The following is a 20,341-nucleotide window of genomic DNA, read 5'->3' on the forward strand; positions in this document are numbered from 1 at the left end:
GTACTCGCCACGATCGGGGTCGGTCGGCAATCAATGAGATAACCTCTGGCAGATGTTTTTTTGAAACAGGTTCTAGAACTTATTTCATAAAAAGTTGTACTGTCGCGCTTGAATAGCCATCTCAGGTGCCATCACGCGCTGGATTGGTTGCCTTGCTCGCTCATCATCCGCGTATCGCGACGTTTGGCGTGCGGCAGCCATGCTGCCGCGCCAGCCGTATACACGATCCGGCGCGTAACATGCCGTTGACCCGGCTGGTCACGCGGATGCTATGGGTACTCGCCACGATCGGGGTCGGTCGGCAATCAATGAGATAACCTCTGGCAGATGTTTTTTGAAACAGGTTCAAATGTGATCGAAAATCCAATTCTGTCACAATAATTGAAGGAATACCCGATTAAAGAACTTCATAGTGCCTCAGCTTGACAAGCAATCGCTGCTCTACTACACTGGCAGCGCATTAAAGAGAGTCAATATCAGGAGCAAGGCATGGCGCGGATCGTCGCTGTCATCAACTTGAAGGGTGGTATTGGCAAAACCACAACCGTCGTCAATGTCAGTGCCGGTCTGGCATTGAAAGGTGCGCGTGTCTTGCTCATTGACATCGATGCCCAGGGTAACCTGGCGATGGCGCTCGGTGTCCAACCGCGCCGAACCCTCTATGAGGCAATTGTAGAACATAAGCCGCTCACCGATTTGCGGATAACTGCCCGTCCAAATCTCGATCTGGTTGCCGCAAATGAAACGCTGTTGCTGGCGCATCAGGCTATCGCCGGACGTGCGGATTGGGTACGGGTGCTTGAACACCTGGTACGCCCGCTACGCAATGAATACGACTTCATCTTCTTCGATTGCGGTGGTTCGCTCACTGTACTCAATCAAAATGCGTTAATCGCAGCTACTGATGTGATTATCCCGACGACGGTTGAGCCGTTTGCGGTGAAAGGATTGGAAAAACTGGTCGCTCAGATCGGTCGAGTAAAGGGTGGCACCGGCGTGGTACGGGCCATCATCCCAACCATGGTAGACCCACGTATGCGGCAATCGGTGGAACTGCTTGCCTATCTGAATCGTATCTACGGACGGCTGGTTATGCCACCGGTACGCGTGAATGTACGGCTTTCCGAAGCCTCAGCCGTTGGTAAGACTATCTACGAGTATGATCCTCGTTCACGCGGTGCCCTCGACTATGCCCAGATTGTTGAACTGTTGAGCAAGGATTGGGATTTTCGATCGGCCCGCCTGGTTGCCGCCCCAAACGCAGGACAATCGCCAACCGTATCGTCGGCGGTTTCACCACTTGCACCATTGGTGACGGGTGGTGGAGAGGTGCAAACCGATACCTGCCCTAATTGCAGCCATCGGCTCCAGCGTGCTACCGTGGCCGGCTATCGTATCACCTACTGCACCAATTGCCGGTATCGTCGGCAAGAGCTAATCCGTGGTGAACCGTAGATAATACTTATAACCCAGGTTTCCACCTTATATCACCACAGAGATACGGAGGACACAGAGGATTGGTGCAACCCGAGTTGCTGCTTTGAGGCGTGAAGCAGCGCGTCCGTGGGAACTGGCTGCCGCTCAAATCCTTCATGCGGTTGCACTGCACGGTGTTGAGCACCACGTCGTGCTATTCATCCTGGTAGTCAGCCTCCGTGGTCTACTCACAGCATGGAAGCAACTTGGGTTACTTATACTCATCCGATGCTACGTGTGATAGTCTACCAGCTATATACGCGCAGCTCGGATAATACCCCCTGCTCGAACTGACACCGGTAACAACTTAGTGTACAGCAATCACCGTCTATTGTTTTGGCGAGAGTGATTTGTACGGTGATGCAAATCTTCCATAGCACTGGCCAGATCGCTGTAGACCTGAGTAACTGGCAGCTCAATACCCAGACTCACCATCGTCTGCGCAACCTCCGGGCGCACACCGACCAGCACCACATCGGCACCCAACAGGCGAACACTTTGTACCAACTGAATCAATCCACCTGCCACCCCGGTATCGATGAATGGTACACCGGTGACATCGAGAATTAACCAGCGTGCCCGTCGCTGTTCAACGGCAGTTAGAGCCTGTTGCTGAATGGTTGCCAGCCGTTCCTGATCAATCGTTCCTACTAACGGAATAGCCAGTAGATCCGTTCCAGCCGGCAGCACCGGAACACTCAGGTTCCGAATCACGTCACGTTGTGCAATTACCTCGGCGAGCAGGCGATCTTGTTGCTGGGTACGCTCCTCTAATTCGCTCAACACCTCCTGCAAGGCCTCCGTCTGTGCATCAACCCGCCGATCAAGCTCGTTGTTCAACAACCGCAACTGATCGGCAGTTTGCTTTGCCTGTTGGAGCGCCGCCTGCAACCGCCGATGAAGGGCCTCATTTCCAGCACTCTGCACAAAACTGATGACACCGAGAAAGCCACAGAGCACGCCCACAGGAATTAAAAAGTCACGTGTGGTAAGATTGAGTGGAGTCGGTTCGAGAAAAAAGGCAATGCCTGCCAAACAACACGCTGTGAGTAAGAAGGTAAGGATCAGGCTACGCAGGCTTAAAATTGTCGCCGCCAGTACCAGAGGAACTGATAAAAAGATGGCAACTAGGCGATCAGGATTAGCCAGGGTCGCCGTTATAGTGCCAACAAGTGATAAAATAACTATTAACCATCCGGCAAGTTCAACAAAACCCCTGAATATTATAAAGATCACAAAAATGTATAGAATAACACTGCCAACAGAAGTAGCAAACAATCTTGTGAATTGAGAAAGATTAAATAGCAGCGAGATCACCACTACCAGGTTTATGCCAAGCAAACCCAGCGCGATAATAATGATATTTCGACCACGCTGCTGTACCTCTTCATCTGGGTGGCGGACGTTGAGCAGGGTGCGTATCGAGTTGAACATAGAAACACCGTTGCTTGTATCTTCGACCAGACTATGATTATAATAGGTTAACGGTTTTTTGACAACTTTCATCAATCGCAGTATGTCAGATCAACCACAACCGATCCCGTTTCGATCTGTTTTGCCTTATCTTGGCGCAGCTATTGTCATGCTGGCCGGGGTAGGTCTCCTCGGCCTGATCCAGCAACGTCCCCTTATTGTCGGCAATAGCTTCCTACGAATTGACGGCTTGAGTGCTCTGACAATGGTGCTGGCCGGTCTGATCGGGCTGACGGTTCCTCCTTCCTGGCGACGAATAGGTCAACTAGGTGCGTTGTGCATCGCCCTCCTGAGTGGCCATCTGATCGGGCTGGCGCTGGGGTCGCTGATCGGGACGGTACTATCTGAAGACCGCCGCTATTACCTTAGCGGAGCGGGAATGGCTGCCGGCTATCTGCTGATCGGGGCCGGTGCCGATTCGTGGTGGCTCGAATTCAGTGGTACCGGTCTGAACAGTATCAGCTTCGTGCTGCTCCTGGCCGGCGCTGTGATCGCGGTGGGTGGTATCGAGACTATAAGCCAGCGTGAATCGCCTTTTGATCCGCTGATCGCCTTGATCGGTTTGACTGCCTTGCTACGTCTGTACTCGGTTGGGCCGTGGAACCTGGGCTGGCAATTTGCGACCCTGCTGGCAGGTAGTGCCCTGGCGTTGGGGACAGCGTGGCGTGCGGTTACGGCTGAAGCAGCGCAGATCGCCGAGTCGTGGTTACAACGCGCTATCAGTGGTCTGGCGATGGTCACGGTTGGGTGCGCCACCCCAGCCGGCGTTGTGGCTGCCGGTCTGATCTTACTCCATCTGTGTGTACGACGATTGGGCGATCCGGCGTCCGGCATAGCGCCCTGGGCCGGCTGGATGTTGAGTGGAGCGGTACCGGGAACGCTGGGATTTATCGCCTTCTGGTCGGTCAGTGCCGCTGCGATGGCCGCCAGGATTGCCGTGTTGGCGATTGTGGTCTGGACGATTGCGTTGCTGCTTATCCTGGCTGCCGGCAGGAACATCGCTGGTCAGCATCGCCAGCGGAGCAGTATCGTCGCGTTGATAAGTCTGGGCGGAGGACTTGCATCGCCGTGGCTGGCACGCTGGTTGTTGCGTCCGCTGAGTGATCATTTGCAAGGCGGGCTTACACCTTACGGGGCAATCGAGCCGTGGGGATGGGCCGGTCTGCTGGCCCTCGATGCCGGATCACGAACTGCTGCGACTGCACCCGGTCTGGCCCTGCTGGCCCTGCTTGGCTTGATCGGTGCTCTGGCCTGGCTGATGTTGCGCTGGCGGAGAGGTGTATGAGCGATCTCCTCGGTGCTTTGGGTCAGGCCTGGCCACGGCTACTCCTCTATCCAGGTGGCCTCAGTGCAATGCTGGCCGTCGTTATGTTTGCTCGTCTGCGGGGTGTGACCATTACTCATGACCGTCATATCACAACGCTGATCGACACCTTGCCGCCACTGTGCGTCCTCACACTTCTCCCGTTGACACCGGCAGCGTCGTTTGCCTACGGTCTTGATCTAACGACAACATTACTCTTGCTCATGTGGCCGGTTATGCGCCGGGCCGCCCAGGAACGGCGTGATCCCCGCGACGTGATCAATCAATATCTCCCCATCATCATGGCAGCCATGGTATTTGCCAGTATCACCAACACCCTCAGCCTCAGTGGCCTGCTCCGCTGGCCGGCAGAACCACTGCCGCAGATCGGTTACAGTCTGGGCATCGTGGCATGGTTTGTTGGATTATCTCAAATTATGTCAACAAGACCCAATCTGGCAACCGCCTGTAGCGAGCTGGGGTTCGTGATGGTTGGTGTTTTGCCGCTGAGTGCTGGATTGCAGACCCTGTCTGTTCCTGGCGAAATAGCGGGATGGGGAATTATGTTCGCAAGTGTGGTTATCGCGATGATTGTCACCATCGGCGCCAGCTATCTTCCGCGCTGGATACGCTACTTGATAGCCGGTGCAACACTGCTGGCGAGTAGTCTGGCGATAGGATAAGCTATGCGGCATCGACCGAGCGATAACCACCATTCCCGTGTGGATGAAAGGTATCACTCAGGTTCGCAATGATCGTGCGGGCAAGATTCATCTCCGAACGTAGAAGCTGGCGCAGGCTCTGTGCATCCCGATCTTCCCACTGCTCAAACAGATCGACCATAGTCGAGCTAACCAACTGCACCGCTTCCAGCTCCACTTTTTGCCCAACAGGCTGGTAAATTCGTCGCACTTCAACCGATACCGAATCCATTTCCATTAAATCCGCCGGAAAGAGGCGCTCGAAAGCGCTGCGAACCGCACGTTGAAACATCCGCACCAGCTCAATATCGCTCCGATCACGATGGTTGACCAGGGTAACCGTGTACGTCAGCGTTAACTCGAGCGGGTCAGCCGGCAAATCGCGCCCTTCGCTAATTAGTTGATGTACCGGTGACCAGGTAAAATTCAGCTCCAGCCACGGCGGCATCGTTGCCAGCGTCAATGGCTCGGCATGTTCGGGAAAGAGTTCTATTTTACACGTGCGATCATGCGTTGCCGGGATGACGCTCTCTACCAGTGCATGTTCGTGTAGGCCAACACTCAGCCACGCATCTTCGAGCGCCATCACGAGATCGTCGTAGGTTACCATCAATTCCACTCCTTAAAGTTCGGTATCTAACCTCTTGATTGTACCGTAGTCTGACAATGATGGCAACCAACCGCAGAACGGTTACGGATGGCACGGAGACAGATACACGATTCAGGAATTATATGGTACACCAGAGATCGGGAAGAGAGCAAGCACACAGCAACGGTTCGCAGAATATGTGGTACGTGCTCCGTGTCTTGCAGATGATGCCCACGGCTACCCGCGGATGACGCGGATATTCGCGGATCGGCCTATCGCTGATAAGGATGTTTTACACCCTATCCGCGTCCATCCGCCAGACCCGCGTCCATCCGCGTTCCACAGGTGATGCCCACGGCTACCCGCGGATGACGCGGATGTTTACGTCTCTATAACATATCCGTTCACGTCGTTGGTTTGCGGTTGGATCGGTTTATAACCATCGTCACCAGCACCCGATAGATCGTCAGCAAGAGCACACTGCCGCCACTCACCCAGTACCATCCGATCAGGAGATCGGTATCGCTCCCACTGTACAGCGCGTGCAGGAGGCTGAGCAGCCAGATGACAAAACTGAGAAAATGGATCAGGCGCCACATCGTCTGTCCAATCCGCTGCCTAACGTAGAAACTGAAGGCAATGATGGCCATACCGTACAGGGTCAGTTGTCCCAGGCCGACCCAGAGCGGTTCGTAGCCGGTGTACGCAAAAGGTACGAGTATTTGCGGCAGGGTGGCGCTGATGTAGCGATCACCGAGCAGGATCAGGGCGTGAAAGATGGCGAAGGCCAATCCGAGCAGGCTGGTGTGTTGATGGAGATCGAATGCCCCCGGCCCACCCGGCCACAAACGCGCCAGGCGATTGGTCATCAGCAGGCCAAAGATCATCGACAGCCAGAGCAGTGCATACGCGACAACCGCACTGCTGCGCGACAGATACCAGTAGGCTTTCGGTTCGTCACCCAATAGCGAAGCGCTCAGGTTTGGTGCCCACGTGGGCAGGACGATCACCGCAGTAAAGGCACCCAGAATCGCACCGAGCAGCAGGGTCAACACCGCACCCAACGGCATTGCCGGGGGGAGATCAGCGAGTTCGGTAACCGGTGTCACCACCCGCGCAGGACGGCCAGGAGCCACCTTTTTGGCTTCTGTGAGTTCAGATGAGGAAGCTGGATTTGTCATGTAACACCTCACTAACGTTGATACTAGAGGCTTGCAGCCGATTCAACAGCCGGACGCCAGCAGCAGCGGGTGAGGGTAGCGGTGCGTATCACTGTACCGTCGGTGGTTACCAGCAGGCCGGCGAGATCAGGCCGGGCATTCAACCAGCACAAACCCTCGTCACTTCCGAGTATCACAACCATCTTCGCCGCCATCTCGGCAAGCGGCAGGCTGGACGCAATAACCGTGGCTGACAGCACGTCGGTTTGCGCCGGTGTACCGGTTCGCGGGTCAATCACATGGTGCATCCAGCGCCCGTTGTACTGCCAGCGCCGATAATCTATTCCCGATGTCGCAATTCCTCCGCGCCGAACCATCAGCAGCTCGATGCCGGTATCAGGCTGCCGTGGATCGGCAACTTCTACCGGCCAGGGTATACCATCACGGCGCGGCCCGCTGAGTGCGATGTCACCACCGGCATCAACCAGGGTGGGAAAACGTTTTCCCAGCCGGCGCACAACGATGGCCGCCGTCCAACCCTTGGCACTGCCACCCAGATCAAGCTGTACCCCTGCCGGTAACGTAATCGTGCGCCGAGAGGGGTCACATATGACACGCTGCCGGGAAGGTATTGGCACCGGTCGCTGGAGACGAATCTCATTTGATGCAGTGAGCAGCGCAAAATCACGGTCATAGCCGGCCTCGATCAACGCCGCACCAACCGTTGGCGTCACCAGGCCCTGACTCAGACGGGCGATCCGCAGAGCGTGACAAACCGCCTGCCAGAGTGTTCGTCCAACCCGGCGCGGCCCCTGTCCGGCAGCACGGTTGAGTGCACTCAATTCGCTCTGCGGACGAAACCGGCTGAGTATCTGTTCGTGGTGCAGAAAGATTTTCCGTGCCGATGTAAGTGCACTGCGGGCGGTTGGATCGGTACTATCCACGATAATGGTGATCGTCGAACCCATCGCCCGAAAACTGATCTGCTGCATAGCTATCTCCGCATCAACGCGATGAACGAGTGCGCGCTGCAGGTGCCGGACGAGGTGCCGGTACCGGTACGATCACCTCACGCAGGGTCGGTTGAGCCGGAGCTGGAGCGGCTACCGGGGCCGGAGCGGCTGCCGGAGCTGGTTGAGCCGCAGGCTGACGTGCCGGCATATCTGGAACATTGAGTGGTGCCACGGTCGGCAACACCGGCAACGCCGGTGATTGGCTTAACCAGTCCGGGAGTGGTTGATAGGCAACAGAGGGTGGAACAATAGTTATCATCGGCTCACCGGCAGCAACCTCTGGCGGATTCTGTGCCGCCAGCCACCCCCATCCGCCAATCGTTACCGCGAACGCCGCAGTACTGATTGCCCATTTCAGACCGGAAACGTCAGAACGGCCTGATTTGCGCTTCTGTTTCTCCATAACGTCTCTCCTTTTCTGGTGTGGCCTGAGTGAGATGGTAGTGCTGCACGTCAGGACAATGCGAACCTATACTAATTGCTCAAACCACACCCATTGCAGATTCCTGTTTCCCCTTGCGGGAATGCTTCTTTATTGCACAGATGTATGTCTAATACCCGATTTATAGCAGTCAGAGCACGCTACCGTCGTCCTATTGACCTGACCGACCATAAGTTGAGAAAACGACTAGTCATCTTTGTCATCCTTTTTCTTGTCATCGTCGTGCTCATCACCATCATCGCCATACACATTTTTCACTTTCGCGTACACCACCTGACCGGTGTAGGCATCAACGTAGACTTCACTGCCATCGCTGAACTTCACTTCATAGGCGTCTACCCCGTGATCGTATTCCCGCTTGACTTTCTTGACCGTACCACCACCCAAATACGCTACAGCAGCCGCGATAGCCTGGTCTTCACTGATGGGATTAGCAGATTGCGCAATCTCGGCGATAGTATTCGCCAGGATCGCCCCGGTTTGGGCGTTTACGTAAATCGCGCCACGATCAAACACAACTTCGTAGGCTGGCGTTCCTTGAAGACTGACCAATTCTGGTGATCGCATCAGGGTCGCGTTGCCGGCTGCGGCCTGGGCAATTGCCTGTGCCTGTTCCGATGAAACAGCGTAGGTCGGTGCCGGTGGTGCTGCGGGTACCTGCACCGGGTCTGGCTGTGCCACTTGTGGTGCTACGGGTGCCTGCACCGCAGCCGGCGCCGCCGGCACTGCCACAGCAGGTGCAGCCTGCGCTTCCGTAGCCACCTCATTGAGTTGCTGCTGGGCAGCGCTCAAGCGCTGATTCGCTTCCGCCAGACGCTGTTGCGCTTCGGCCAGTGCCATCTGATACGCCGCTTCCCGCTCGCGAATCAGGGCTTCGACGGTTGGATCAATGGCCGGAACAGTAATTGGGGCTGACTCGATCACGATCTCAGTTGGCACCTCGCTTACCGGTTCACTCACACTTAACCTGCTCGCGACCCCGCCAATCACCACCAGTACGAAAGCGGTCAATGCGGCTGAAATCAGAAACATCGTGCGATTCATAGCAATGTCTCCTTTCTGAATCTGGAAAATTGAACCTCACCTCAAATCAGTCATCGTCGTCACCGTACCCCTCGCCTGAACGGAGGCCGGTAGCGCCGGGGGTGCCGGCAATCAGGGTTTCCATTTCCTGGGGTGTCAGATTGGCCTCTGGATGGAGCAGAACATACGCACGTGGCGGCATCTCACCCTCACGCAGCACTTTAGCGATCTCGGCTGCCAGCTCCTCTGGCTCACGCAGGGGGAGCGAGAAGTTGAGTTCTGCCCGTCCTTTCACCACGTCATACGTCACCAGCCACGACACCGGGGCAATTCGGCTATACCAGGGCCAGTTCGTCTGGTTACTGTGGCAGTCGTAGCAGGCGCGACGAGCAATGTTCGCCGCTTCCGGCGTCGTCCAGGCTACATCGGTAACAACCGGCGGATTGGTTTGGCGCAGCCAGACCGGGACGGCCTGCATACCGACAAACAGAACCATCAGCGCAATCGCGATTGTGCGCGGCTTCAATAATCGTCTCAGCATAACGCCTCCCTGTGCAGTACGTACCTTCGCGACTAACAGTACAGCGGCTTTCTCAAAACACCCTTAAAACCGCCGCGCAACATTCCAATCTTTTTCCAAGGTTCTTGAGGTATAACAAACATCAGAGACATAGCCTGTCAGGTGAGGGAGAGACAACAGCAATGCGGATTTTGATTGTCGAAGACGACAAGCGCCTGGCCCGACTGATCGAACGGGTCTTGAGTGAAGAACGCCATACAGTTGACGTGGCCTGGGATGGTGAGAGTGGACTTGATCTGCTGATGCAGGGGATCTACGATGTGGCAATTATCGATTGGATGCTACCGGGACGCGACGGGCCATCGTTGTGTCGCGCAGCCCGTGCTGCTCGCATGCCAACCGCTCTCCTCCTCTTAACGGCCCGTGGTCAGATCGAAGATAAAGTCCTCGGTTTCGAGAGTGGTGCTGACGATTACCTGGTTAAACCATTTGCCTTCGAGGAGCTACTGGCACGGGTGCGAGCGCTGGGACGACGGTTCCACCCCAATCTTAGCGCAAACGATGAACTGCGGGTTGGCAACATTGTGCTCGATTTGCGGAACTACACGGCGCGCCGGGGTGAGCGTCGGCTTGATCTGACCCCCACCGAGTGGCGTCTGCTGGAATATTTGATGCGTAACGTCGGCCAGACCTTGACTCGTCAGCAAATTCTCGATTATGTCTGGTCGTTTGAACACGACGTGCAACTGCAAATGGTCGATGTCTACATCTCATACCTGCGCCGCAAGCTCAATGCGTCGGGCGAGGCCGACCCGATTAACACCATTCGTGGGATCGGTTACCGATTGGAGGCTGAACGTGTTTAGGGGACTACGCTGGCAATTTACCCTGTTCTACGCCTGTGCTGCCGTAGCCATCATCGTGTTGATCGGCGGCGGCACCTACGTGAGCGTTGCCGGCTACTTCGAGCGCATCACCGATCTGGCCCTCCAGCACAAGATGGTGCACGAATTTCATGCGCTCAATGCCCCATTGCCACCAGAACTGGCCCATGCCGATGTCGACTGGTCACTTTTGCGGTCTGCCAACACCACGAACCGCAACCGGCGACTATCTGTAGAAGAGGCGGCGCAGATTGCGCTGGCAGTACGAGGTAGTGAGATTAAAGAGGTCAAGTTAGACGATTCATATTACGAAATCAAACTGCGTGACGGCAGTGAGATCGAGATTGATGCATACAGCGGCAAGATCATCGAAATCAAGCTCAAAGGCGAGGCTGTAACAAGCATCCCTTCCAGTCCAGCTCTGCCATCCGCGTATGATGCCGAGCTGGCATCAATCTTTGTTCTGCCCCTCGATGAGCAGGGTCGGATTCTGTTCAACCCCAATCCGGCGGCACTACCGATGCCGGCCCATCAGGCAGCATTAGCCGCTGCGTTACGTAACGGCTCTGACCTCCGCACTATCGAGACCTCCACCGGCCAGCGCATCCGTCTGCTCACTTATCGCCTCACCCGACCTGATGGCCCGGCAGCTCTGCAATCGGGACGGCTCCTGACCGATCAGGAACAGGTATTGCGACAGTTGGTATCAGGACTCATCAGCCTTGGCTTCATCGGTGCCGTGATTATCGGCTTTGCCGGCTGGTGGCTGGCCGGACGAGCACTCCGCCCGGCAGAAGAAGCCTGGGTGCACCAGACGCGCTTCATTGCCAGCGCCAGCCACGAATTGCGGGCGCCCCTCACTCTGATTCGTGCCAGTGCCGAGGTTGCGTTGCGCCACGCCAGCGATCCAGATCAACGCGAACTCCTGTCTGACGTGCTGAGTGAAAGCGATCACATGCGGCGTCTGGTCGATGACCTGCTGACCCTCTCACGTCTCGACAGCGGTGCACTGGTCTTACAGCGCCAACCGGTATCGCTCCCATCATTCCTCGCCGATCTCCACCGGCAGGTACGGCGCCTGGCCGAGGAGAAGGGCATCGCAATTCAGCTTGCGCCAATCACCGGCACTGTACTCGCCGATCCGGATCGCTTACGGCAGGTGTTATTAATCCTGATCGACAACGCCCTGCGCTATACCCCATCTGGAGGCGTTATTACCATCGCTACCGAACCGGCAGGAAAACAGATTCGTCTGAGCGTCAGTGACAACGGCTGCGGAATTGCCCCGGAACACCTCTCCCACCTCTTCGAGCGCTTCTATCGGGTTGATGTGGCACGGAATCGGAGTGATGGGCATGCCGGCCTTGGGCTGGCAATAGCCAAAGGACTGGTTGAGGCACACAGCGGCGCCATCGGTATTGAGAGCGAGGTCAATCGCGGCACGCGGGTCTGGTTTACGTTACCGGTGGCGGTAACTGGGTGATGTGGCATAACGAACATAGCCAGGGGTATCGTAACCCGCTTCATACCAATCACCCCAACACCTCATCAGATCACGAATGCGCACACCAATGTTCTTGCACTTGCGACAACTCACTCGTTGTCCGCTGGTGGTGATCAGTACAGGTTGCTTACCAAACGATACACCGCATGGAGTAAGCTGCGACATAACGGCAAAATAAACCGAGAGAGGAGCGATACTTGCCCCTCTCTCGGCGAATAATGGCATCACCTCACGAACGCCACGCCTCATTCAGCGTCATCGAGCCACTGCCCGGCGTCGTAATAACGCGATTATTACAACACTCCCACACCACATTTGATCCGTCACGCTTAATGTACTTGTATTCGATGGTGGTATTTGCCGGCAGATTAACGGTACCACTCCAGACCGGATACGTAGCCGCTGAAAGGGGCACAGCCTGCGCCGGGTTCCAGTTGCCCAATTGCGGGATATTCCCAACCACAAACACGTTCTGCCCCCAGTAGGTCGTCGCATTCACGTTGAAAGTAACCGCAACAGTTGCCGGTTGCGTAGACAACTTCGCGCCTACATGGATGGCCAGAGCACTGAAAGGCGGAATAGAGACCGTTATCCGTCGATTACTGTCCACGGTGACGGTTTGCCCACTGCACGTACCGTTCGTAAAATCGGCAACAATCACATTGCAGTAGATCCCAGGCGCCATACTTGTCTGAAACGTGCGATTCAGCGTTGTATCTTCACGATTGATAACGACAAACCCTTTATCGCCACGACCAAAGGCGATCTGGTTGTTGCCGTTACTCCACCAATCACTCACACTGAATGTACTCGTTGTAGCATTGCGGAACGCTACCATATTCGCAATTGGTCGCCAGCGATGCTCGCATTTCCATTCGCCAAAGCAAGTGGGCTGGCCGTTGACATAGACGCTGCGCGTGTTGCCGTTCGCATCGCTCGGTGGCCCTTGAAAATCGTTGCTAAACTCATAACTTGACATCACCTGGGGGTACCCATACGGCCATGCCAGCATAAACACGTTTGCCAGATCGTACAGCACACCATTCTTGTATGTGACCACAGTCCCACCACCGCCATGCCCGCGCTGGTTGTCGTGATTATCGACGAAGACAATCGCTTTGTCGCTTGGCAGCATCCCCCAGGCCTCGCCAAACTGACTCAGCCATGCCAGCTTACCATTCAAAAAGACCCGCCCGATCTCGTTGCTATATTTAAACTCGGTGACATCGCCATTATTGGTGTATTCCGACGGTAGAATCGGCTCACCAGCCGCACCGATCACTTCCTGATAAATGTACGGACTCCCATTCACACGGGATAAAATTGCGGCAATATCCCCGGCAGCAATGTGTTTAGCTGCGTCAATCCGAAAACCGGCAACTCCCAGACTGATGAGATCGTTCAAATAGGCAGCTAAGCGATCCCGCACATACGATGATCCGGTATCGAGATCGGCAAGATTCACCAGTTCGCAGTTCTGAACTTCGTACCGATCACCATAATTCTGGATGTCATCGTTGCCATTTCTGCCGCAGTGGTGAAAATCCTGATATTGATAGATGCCCGGATAGTTGTACGGGCTATACGTTGAGCCAGCCGATCCGACACCGCTGCCGACACCGGTCATATGATTGATGACCGCATCAACATAAATGTCAACACCGACCGCTTTGCAACGGGCAACCATATTGGCGAATTCTGCTCGTGTCCCGCTACGACTGGTCAATTGATAACTGACCGGTTGATACCGTTGCCACCACGGATAACCGGCAACAATCGCGTGCTCTTGCGGTGGCGACACCTGCACTGCCGCAAAGCCGCGTGGCCCCAGAAAGTTCTCGCATTCCTGAGCAATGTCCGTCCACTTCCATTCAAAGAGATGAACAAATACGGTACGTGGTGATGAGGTTTGGGCACGTGCGGTTGAATGGTGCACCGGACCGAACGGAAGACTACTTACCACCATGAGAAGGGCGACAACGAGGACGAGCCGACGAAGCGAGGGAAAGCGAGTGCCGGGCATAAACAGACTCCTTTGCTCCAGGAAGCGGCCAACGCTGACCAGACTCAACAACCGTGAGTAGTTGAATGATGCTTATCGAACTGTTTTTATTGCATTTGTTGCTAATAGAACTATTTTAGCGAGTTTTGATGAGATGTCAAGGGCCGGGATTGAGGGAATCTACAATCAACCAATCACAAAACTCCCCATACAACGATGTTCACCAGGATGTTGTATTGCCGTGTTGGCCATTCAAACCAGATCGGCGAGGGCTGTGCCTTCGCCACCTTGTATGGCAACGTGAACGTGTAGGGGCAGTTCAGAACCCGCCTTCTATGGCAACGTGAACGTGTAGGGGCGGGTTCCAAACCCGCCCCGTTCACCACATATCCGGTGCCAGGCAATGATGCTCAAGGATCGCTCTCACCACGTCACACTCATCATTGAACAGTTCAACCCGGAACCAATGCCGAGCAGCCCGACATGATCTCCCGCACGCAGCCGTCCGGCTTCTGCCGCTTGCGCCAGCGAAATTGGCAATGCTGCCGGGCCGACATTGCCCAACGTCGGAAAATTGAGAAAGAGCTTGGAAGGTGTGATGTGGAGCGCTTTCGTCACCGCCGCCATGTGGCGTGCGCCGACCTGGTGCGGTGCGTAGAGGGCAATCTGCCGGTCACTCCAGTTCAGCAAGACCTCTTGGGCCAGACGCCAGGTATCTACGGCCAGCTCTACGCCGGCATGCATCAGCGCACCGGCATCTGTTTTCATATAGTCCGGCTGCCCCAGACATAAATGGTTGTATTGCGTTGCCGCCAGGGTCACCACCCCATTCAACCGGTGACCATTCCGGGCAAAGCGTTCGTGGGTGAGCAGCATTGCTGCACCACCAGACCCCAACGTCAGGGTCGCAAAATTATCGCGCAAATCCTGTTTGGTTGTCTCTGGGCGACGCAGTCGCCGGATCGTTGCCATGACTGCATCCTGCGCACCCTCGCCATCAACGATCAGCGCATATTCGATGGTTCCGGCTTCGATCATCATACCAGCAATCGCCATGCCGTTGAGAAAACCCAGACACGCATTGCGCACATCGTAGTTAATTGCTCGCGGCGAAAGGCCAAGATTACGATGTACGAAGCACGCGGTTGCTGGTTCGAGGTAATCCTGACAAACCGAGGTGTTGATCAGCAGCCCGATGCGTTCGCGATCAATCGCCACCTGATCGAGGAGACGCTCAGCCGCCATAGTGGCAACCGTGCTGGGCAGCGTTCCTTCATCCCAAAAGCGACGCTCGCGAATACCTGATAGCGCCTCTAATTTGCCGCGTGGGAAGCGTAAACGCTCCATTGTTTCGGCAATCTGATCCTCGATCCAATCGGATGTGATCCGATGAGGAGCTAACACATAACTGACTGCTTCGATCATGACATGCCTGAATAGCACGAAATCCTCCCTGTCTCGACAATGATTGGAGATTGCTGAAACCCGGTGCTCTCGTTTACGGCTGGCTGCCTGTCAGGGCAAACGTGCGCTCTAAACCTTCCTCAATGCTGATCCGCGGCGTGTAACCAAAATCTCGTTCAGCAGCAGCATGGCTAAACCAGTGCGAATGGCTGAGTTCGTGCACCATCAGGCGCGTGAGTGGTGGCTCGCCGGGAAGGCGGAGTATGGTGTAAAGCAATTCTAAGCCGGTAGTCAGGATTGTTGCTACTGACGCTGATATCCGACCGCGTACCGGTGGACAGTTGGCCGCTTTCAGAATTTCGTTGATAAATTGCCAGAGATTGACCGGACGTTCCTGACCAATGAAGTAGGCGCGACCACGGAGCGGCGAGCGTTCGTTCAGCGCTGAAGCTGCCTGGACGTGCGCAGTGGCGGCATTTTCGACGTAACATACGTCAACCAGATTTGTTCCATCACCGATTTGGAAGAGCATTCGCCGTCGCGCCCGCCGGAGCAGCCGCGGCAGAATGTGGGGATCGCGTGGCCCCCAGATCAGATGTGGACGCAACGCAACCGTCGCTATGTCGGTCTGGGCTAGCACGTACCGTTCGGCAATCGCCTTGGTGTGCGGGTACGGTGCAAGATACCGCCTGGGGTATGGCAGGTGTTCGTCCCCGCCGTGGATGTCCTCGTGTCCAATCACAACCGAAGGGGTTGAGGTGTAGATCAGTTTTGGCACGCCGGCCCGAATGGCCGCCTTGACCACCCGCTGGGTGGCACTGACGTTGGCCCGGTAGAAGTCGTCGTAGCTACCCCATAATCCGGCTTTCGCAGCAACGTGAAATACGGTCGTTACCCCGCGCATTGCGCGTGCCAGTACCGACGCCGACTCAGGTAAGGTCAGATCGGCCTGGTAGGTCTCGACTCCCAGTAATTGCAATTCGGGATAGGCGCCACGCCCAATCACGCGCACATGATCACCACGTGCCAGCAATTGCTCGACGATGTAACGACCGACAAACCCATTCCCCCCGGTGACTAGTGCAATCATAGCTTTTTCACACAGATATACACAGGCGACGTGCGGCCCAATCGGCCAGTTGTTCGCGAAAAATCTTTGCGTTATGGCGGATGTCTACTGGAAAAGACGGATGGATCAGAAAGGTCTGGATGATCGCTGTGGTTTCGGTTGTGGTTGCCAGTTGTCGCAGCTCGCGGATGAGTTGTGAGGTTGAAATGGCTTGATCACGCTGCCGTTCGACAACGACAACCGGCAATTGTGTACCGGGCTTCCCGATCCCCACCAGCGCCGAACGGGCAACCGCCGGATGCTGGTTGAAGAGGCGCTCAACCGGCTCGGTGAAGAGCGTTCCATGCTCCGTAATCACGCGCTGACTTTTACGCCCGTAAAACCAGAGCCGACCTCGTTCGTCGAAATAACCGAGATCACCCATGCGGTGCCAGATACGGTTGCCGTCGTTGATTTTGGCTAACGCGGTCGCCTGGGGCCGCCCGACGTAGGTATGGGTGACGGTGGCACCACTTACACAAATCTCGCCAATGACGCCGGGCGGCAAGCGGTGCGTATCCTGCCAGGCGTGAATTGGCTCATCGGTGATCGGAATAATCGCGACCTCAACGCTGGGAACCGGATAGCCAATACACGTCCCGGCCAGTGGTGAGGGGGATTCGGTATGCGCTGCCAGTACCTCACGACCGCTGATTGAAGTTACTGGCAACGCTTCGGTGGCTCCGTAAGGGGTAAAACTATCAGCCGTAGGCGATAGAATGCGATGCAAACGCTCGTGCAGATGGATTGGCACCGGTGCTCCGGCCATCAACACCCGCCGGAGCGACGGTAGTTGAATACCGTGGGCCAGACAATACGCTGTCACCTTTTCCCAGATTGCCGGTGAACCGAAGGTCGATGTTACGCCGAGATCACGGATAAACTCAACCACGGCTGCCGGATCGCACTGCGCCGGTCGTGTCGGATCGATGGGTGGAATTGCCGATGTAACCCCAAGGGCAACATTGAACAGGGCGAAGAGCGGGAAGGCCGGCATCTCGACCTCACCCGCTGCAATCCCAAACAGATCACGCAGTGTATGAATCTGCGCCTCAAACATCCCATGCGTATAGAGCACACCTTTCGGGGTACCGGTACTACCACTGGTAAAGACAATTGCTGCCGGATCATCAGATCGCATATCCGCCAGCGGAAACGCTGTCTTCATCGGTATGTCAAGCTCGCGTAAGGCAGCAGCACCGGGCAAGGCCGGTCCTACCGAGACGGCATATCTAATGGTCGCACAGGAGCGGGGAAAGATCAGCCGTAACAGATGCGCCCGCGGTACCCCGATGAATGCCTCTGGTTCGACTTCGGCAATGCACTGAGCCAGATTCCGCCGCCCCATTGCCGGGTCAATCAGAATCGGCACACAACCGGCCTTCATCAGCGCAAAGGTAAGGCTGATCAGCGGCACACCCGCCGGAACCATCAGCAAAACCCGCATTCTCTTCCGTAACCCATAAGCCGTCAGCCCCCACGCCAGCCGATCACTGGCCGCGTGTAAACCGGCAAAGCTCTGTCTGCGGTAGATGACCTTCCCTGCCCGATCCCGTCCGACCCCACTGACAACAGCGGTCTGATCTGGACGCTCCCGGGCCATCAAGGGCAGGTGGCGGGCAACGTTCGCGCCGGCCACCACTGTGAAGGTGACGCACGCAGCGGTCTGTTCTTCGTTGCGCATCCTGACCTCTGCTTCTCTACGCATGGATGCCCAATGCGGTTAAGATAAACGCATACTCCCAGGCAAACTCTTCGAGTCGGGCGAACCGTCCTGAATGACCGCTGTGCCCGGCCTGCAGGTTGGTCCGCAGCAGCAGCATCGTGTCATTTGTCTTCACAGTGCGCAATTTTGCCACCCACTTGGCCGGGTCCCAATACGGCACCTGAAGGTCATGCAGACCGGCGGTAGCCAGGATATGTGGGTACGCACCCGGTTTCAGGTTCAGGTACGGATCATACGAGCGCATCACCCGATACTCTTCCTCAATTGCCGGGTTCCCCCATTGCTCCCATTCGGTAACGGTCAGCGGCAGATCGGGTTTGAGCATGGCGATAATCACATTGGTAAAGGGTACACCGGCTACCACGGCCTGGAAGAGGTCAGGCCGGGCATTCACCACGGCACTCATCAGCAACCCACCGGCGCTGCGGCCACTGATCGCCAGGTGTGACGGCGAGGTGTAACCCTCGTTGATCAGATGTTCCGCACAGGCAATAAAATCGCTAAACGTGTTCGGCTTGTGGAGCATCCGTCCCTGTTCGTACCACTGCCGCCCCAACTCCTGCCCACCTCGAATATGGGCAATCGCCACGACAAAGCCGCGATCAAGCAGACTCAGGCGCTTACTGTCGAACGCAGGATCGTAGCTGTAGCCATACGCGCCATATCCAACCAGCAAGCAAGGTCCACTGTTCCGCGGTCGGTCGCGGCGATAAACAATCGACATCGGCACCTGTACCCCATCCGGTGCTGAAGCCCAAAGCCGCTCACTGACATAGAGCGACGGATCATAGCCCGAAGGAATCTCTTCCTGTTTCAGCACCTGCCAGGTTCCCCGACGCATATCGTAGGCGACGATAGACGGCGGCGTGACCAGCGAGCTGTACGATAGCCGAAGCTGGTCGGTAACGAATTCCTTATTTGCATCAGGTGTACAGGTATACACCGGTTCGGAAAATGCGATATACCGCGGATTGTTTCCATCCGGATCACTAATCCGAATCTGACGCAACCCGGCCCGTCGCTCATAGACGACGAGATAGTCGGCGAAGCAGTTGACACCATCGATCAGCGTATCGGCACGTTCCGGCAGAATCTCAACCACATCTGTCAGATGGTCTACCGACGCACTCACCAGCCGAAAATTCTCGGCCCCATCATTCGTCCTGATATAAAACCGATCCCCGTGATGATCGACAAAGTACTCAATCTTCGGTCGGCGCGGATAGATCACCCGCCACTCAGCAAACGGAGTCGCCGTCGGCACATACCACACCTCGGTACCACCGTGACTGTAGCACGTCAGAAACAGATACGCACCCGAACGACTCCGGCGCAGACTCACATTAAAACGCTCGTCCGTCTCTTCGTACACCAGCACATCATCAGCGGGAGACGTGCCCACCACATGGCGATAGAGACGGTATGGACGGTGCGCCTCATCGTAGACCGTATAAAACAGTGTCTGCTTATCAGCCCATGCTACGTTGTCAACCCGTTCAATCGGCGCATCAATGAGATCATCTGTAGTCAGATCTTTAATGTAGAGCGTAAAAATAATCGCACCGGTGGTGTCGATACCATAGGCGAGACGACGATGATCCGGAGAAGGCTCGTATGGGCCAAGCCGACAGAACGCATGCCCGACAGCCAGCGCGTTCAGATCGAGCAGCACCTCTTCTGGCCCATCATCACCCTCGGTACGACACATCAGTGGATACTCGGCACCGCTTTCTGTTCGTGAATAATAGCGATAACGACCATGCGGCACCGGCACCGCGCGATCATCTTCTTTGATGCGACCACGCATCTCGTAGTAGAGGCGCTCACGGAGGGCGGCGGCTGGCGCCATCACTGCTTCGGCATACGCATTTTCTGCCTCAAGATAGGCAATCACCGCGGGATCATCACGGTTTTCCAGCCAGGCAAACTCATCAACAATCTCATCACCCTGTACCCGGATAACCACCGGCTTACGATCAGCCACAGGAGGTTGAGGTAACTCTACGCGCATAC

At 56.0% G+C, this 20,341-nt stretch carries 17 protein-coding genes; 5 read left to right on the forward strand and 12 right to left on the reverse strand.

Going from position 1 to position 20,341, the window contains the following annotated elements:
• Positions 1-489 precede the first annotated feature (489 nt).
• Positions 490-1,455: an AAA family ATPase gene (locus VAE55_RS11810; protein ID WP_322815982.1), complete on the forward strand. Its 966-nt coding sequence runs from the start codon at positions 490-492 to the stop codon at positions 1,453-1,455.
• Between the two features lie 342 nt (positions 1,456-1,797).
• On the opposite strand, the gene VAE55_RS11815 is transcribed toward VAE55_RS11810, so the two are convergent.
• Positions 1,798-2,910 (reverse strand): STAS domain-containing protein, encoded by a 1,113-nt coding sequence (locus VAE55_RS11815; RefSeq protein WP_322815983.1) that lies wholly within the window; start codon positions 2,908-2,910, stop codon positions 1,798-1,800.
• A gap of 82 nt (positions 2,911-2,992) precedes the next feature.
• Between VAE55_RS11815 and VAE55_RS11820 the strand changes: the two genes are divergently transcribed.
• Positions 2,993-4,234: a hypothetical protein gene (locus VAE55_RS11820; RefSeq protein ID WP_322815984.1), complete on the forward strand. Its 1,242-nt coding sequence runs from the start codon at positions 2,993-2,995 to the stop codon at positions 4,232-4,234.
• The gene (locus tag VAE55_RS11825; RefSeq protein WP_322815985.1) at positions 4,231-4,935 is read left to right on the forward strand and encodes a hypothetical protein; all 705 of its coding nucleotides are present in this window, start codon (positions 4,231-4,233) and stop codon (positions 4,933-4,935) included. The genes VAE55_RS11820 and VAE55_RS11825 overlap by 4 nt, the downstream gene beginning before the upstream one ends.
• Before the next feature lies 1 nt (position 4,936).
• On the opposite strand, the gene VAE55_RS11830 is transcribed toward VAE55_RS11825, so the two are convergent.
• The 6 genes from VAE55_RS11830 to VAE55_RS11855 all read right to left on the reverse strand — a co-directional run bounded on the left by VAE55_RS11830 (position 4,937) and on the right by VAE55_RS11855 (position 9,721).
• Positions 4,937-5,563 carry a hypothetical protein gene (locus VAE55_RS11830; protein WP_322815986.1) on the reverse strand — a complete coding sequence of 209 codons (627 nt, stop codon included), beginning with the start codon at positions 5,561-5,563 and terminating at the stop codon, positions 4,937-4,939.
• A 383-nt stretch (positions 5,564-5,946) separates the two neighbouring features.
• Positions 5,947-6,723, reverse strand: coding sequence for a ferric reductase-like transmembrane domain-containing protein (locus tag VAE55_RS11835; protein WP_322815987.1), 777 nt, complete (start codon positions 6,721-6,723; stop codon positions 5,947-5,949).
• 23 nt (positions 6,724-6,746) lie between these two features.
• A complete protein-coding gene (locus VAE55_RS11840; RefSeq protein WP_322815988.1) occupies positions 6,747-7,694 on the reverse strand; it encodes an FAD:protein FMN transferase in 948 nt (315 codons plus the stop codon).
• Between the two features lie 13 nt (positions 7,695-7,707).
• Complete coding sequence (locus VAE55_RS11845) at positions 7,708-8,118, reverse strand: hypothetical protein (protein WP_322815989.1); 411 nt, start codon at positions 8,116-8,118, stop codon at positions 7,708-7,710.
• A 225-nt stretch (positions 8,119-8,343) separates the two neighbouring features.
• The gene (locus VAE55_RS11850) at positions 8,344-9,201 is read right to left on the reverse strand and encodes a PepSY domain-containing protein (RefSeq protein WP_322815990.1); all 858 of its coding nucleotides are present in this window, start codon (positions 9,199-9,201) and stop codon (positions 8,344-8,346) included.
• 46 nt (positions 9,202-9,247) lie between these two features.
• Positions 9,248-9,721, reverse strand: coding sequence for a heme-binding domain-containing protein (locus VAE55_RS11855; RefSeq protein WP_322815991.1), 474 nt, complete (start codon positions 9,719-9,721; stop codon positions 9,248-9,250).
• Between the two features lie 161 nt (positions 9,722-9,882).
• On the opposite strand from VAE55_RS11855, the gene VAE55_RS11860 reads away from it, so the two are divergent.
• Positions 9,883-10,566: a response regulator transcription factor gene (locus tag VAE55_RS11860; RefSeq protein WP_322815992.1), complete on the forward strand. Its 684-nt coding sequence runs from the start codon at positions 9,883-9,885 to the stop codon at positions 10,564-10,566.
• Positions 10,559-12,067 (forward strand): ATP-binding protein, encoded by a 1,509-nt coding sequence (locus VAE55_RS11865; protein ID WP_322815993.1) that lies wholly within the window; start codon positions 10,559-10,561, stop codon positions 12,065-12,067. Before VAE55_RS11860 ends, VAE55_RS11865 begins: the two co-directional genes overlap by 8 nt.
• 250 nt (positions 12,068-12,317) lie before the next feature.
• Here VAE55_RS11865 and VAE55_RS11870 read toward each other — a convergent pair whose 3' ends face one another.
• The 5 genes from VAE55_RS11870 to VAE55_RS11890 all read right to left on the reverse strand — a co-directional run bounded on the left by VAE55_RS11870 (position 12,318) and on the right by VAE55_RS11890 (position 20,339).
• Positions 12,318-14,111 (reverse strand): carbohydrate-binding module family 20 domain-containing protein, encoded by a 1,794-nt coding sequence (locus VAE55_RS11870; RefSeq protein ID WP_322815994.1) that lies wholly within the window; start codon positions 14,109-14,111, stop codon positions 12,318-12,320.
• A gap of 402 nt (positions 14,112-14,513) precedes the next feature.
• Positions 14,514-15,533, reverse strand: coding sequence for a 3-oxoacyl-ACP synthase III (locus VAE55_RS11875; protein ID WP_322815995.1), 1,020 nt, complete (start codon positions 15,531-15,533; stop codon positions 14,514-14,516).
• Positions 15,534-15,588: 55 nt separating this feature from the next.
• A complete protein-coding gene (locus tag VAE55_RS11880) occupies positions 15,589-16,584 on the reverse strand; it encodes an NAD-dependent epimerase/dehydratase family protein (RefSeq protein WP_322815996.1) in 996 nt (331 codons plus the stop codon).
• A gap of 7 nt (positions 16,585-16,591) precedes the next feature.
• Complete coding sequence (locus VAE55_RS11885) at positions 16,592-18,286, reverse strand: fatty acid CoA ligase family protein (RefSeq protein ID WP_322815997.1); 1,695 nt, start codon at positions 18,284-18,286, stop codon at positions 16,592-16,594.
• 16 nt (positions 18,287-18,302) lie between these two features.
• Positions 18,303-20,339, reverse strand: coding sequence for a S9 family peptidase (locus VAE55_RS11890; protein ID WP_322815998.1), 2,037 nt, complete (start codon positions 20,337-20,339; stop codon positions 18,303-18,305).
• Positions 20,340-20,341: the final 2 nt, after the last annotated feature.

Source organism: Chloroflexus sp., from assembly GCF_034432675.1.
In the GTDB taxonomy this organism is placed as follows: Bacteria; Chloroflexota; Chloroflexia; order Chloroflexales; family Chloroflexaceae; genus Chloroflexus.